This window comes from Shewanella inventionis, from assembly GCF_014641855.1.
In the GTDB taxonomy this organism is placed as follows: Bacteria; Pseudomonadota; Gammaproteobacteria; order Enterobacterales; family Shewanellaceae; genus Shewanella; species Shewanella inventionis.
In genome coordinates, this window is record NZ_BMII01000099.1 from 1 (window position 1) to 1,466 (window position 1,466).

Here is a 1,466-nt window from a genome sequence, read left to right on the forward strand (position 1 = left end):
CATCGCGCGCTTGAGCATGCTGGGTTTCGAGCTGTTTCTTCTGGTCATCGGTGAGGTATATTTTCATGAGGTGTAGCATGATCCTGATTTGAAATAAAATCAAGCACCTTCAATGATCACCGGTATAAGTATGAACAGCAATGGTTAGATACCGCTAATAGTCGCCCCATCTCTTTGTCTATGCCACTGCGCAAGCAAGCATATAAAGGTGATGAGGTTTACAATTTCTTCGATAATCTACTCCCAGATAATATAGAGGTGAGAAACAGAATTGTTGCTCGCCATAATGCTCAATCGACCCAAGCATTCGATTTATTGGCCAAAGTCGGTCAAGACAGTGTTGGTGCATTGCAGCTCATACCGCATGATCAGCAGCCATTTGATATTAAAAAAATTGAGTCTAAACCTTTATCGGATCAAGAATTGGAAAGAGTGCTAAAGGGTTATCAATCGAATATTCCACTAGGCATGTTAACCGATGAGGATGACTTTCGAATATCGATAGCAGGTGCCCAAGAAAAAACGGCCTTACTTAATCTAGAGGGACAGTGGCGGCTTCCTATTAAGGCGACCCCGACAACGCACATCATTAAGCTACCCATAGGTTCGATACAGAGTCATTCACACACTCTTGATATGTCTGACAGTGTTGAAAACGAATACTTATGTATGATGATTGTGAGGGAGTTTGGTTTAGATGTACCGCAGTGCTCTGTCATTAAGGTGGGTGATGTTAAGGCGCTTGCTGTGGAACGCTTTGACCGTAGGCTCTCATCTGATGGTAAATGGATTATGCGTTTGCCCCAAGAGGACTTTTGCCAAGCATTAAACATTCCGTTAGCGAGAAAATATGAAAGCCACGGCGGCCCCGATATTGAGCTTATTATGTCATCTTTATTGGGCTCCACCAATTCAGAGCAAGATCGAGTTAACTTCATGAAGTCTCAGGTGCTGTTTTGGCTATTAGCGGCAACCGATGGTCACGCTAAAAATTTCTCACTTTTTATTGAGGCGGGTGGCGGATATCGACTAACCCCTTTTTACGATATTTTATCTTTGTATCCTGTGTTTGGTGGTAAAGGGTTAAATATTCGCGATGCAAAGCTGGCTATGGGGCTTAAAGCGACAAAAGGTAAGAAGTACCAAATAGCACAGATTTTCCCAAGGCACTTTAGTGAACTACTCGCAACTAAAGCAACGAGCTTCCAAGATAACAGCCTAAGCCGCTAAATCTTCTTTTTTGACGCTTCGTTGGACACAGCTAGTCGAGCTTTTGACTCGACTAGTCTTACGATTTCCTCCACGCCCACTATCTGACTTAGTTCGAAGAACTCCATCGTCAGACAACACCGTTCCAGTGTCTAAAATTAGATTAATTGCCCGTTTTTTAATGACCAATGATGCGTTGCTATCTGCATTGTCAGTGTGTCCACATTTACCGCACACAAAAAGTGCCTGTGATTTAC

General features: G+C 43.0%; 2 protein-coding genes. One reads left to right on the forward strand and one right to left on the reverse strand.

Annotated features, from left to right (window positions below; all coding sequences use genetic code 11):
* Nucleotides 1-93 precede the first annotated feature (93 nt).
* Nucleotides 94-1,230 carry a type II toxin-antitoxin system HipA family toxin gene (locus IEW93_RS21725; protein WP_188741271.1) on the forward strand — a complete coding sequence of 379 codons (1,137 nt, stop codon included), beginning with the start codon at nucleotides 94-96 and terminating at the stop codon, nucleotides 1,228-1,230.
* Here IEW93_RS21725 and IEW93_RS22200 read toward each other — a convergent pair.
* Nucleotides 1,219-1,466, reverse strand: a 248-nt coding sequence (locus tag IEW93_RS22200) for a transposase (protein WP_229706750.1), incomplete at its 5' end; no start/stop codon positions are given. The genes IEW93_RS21725 and IEW93_RS22200 overlap by 12 nt on opposite strands.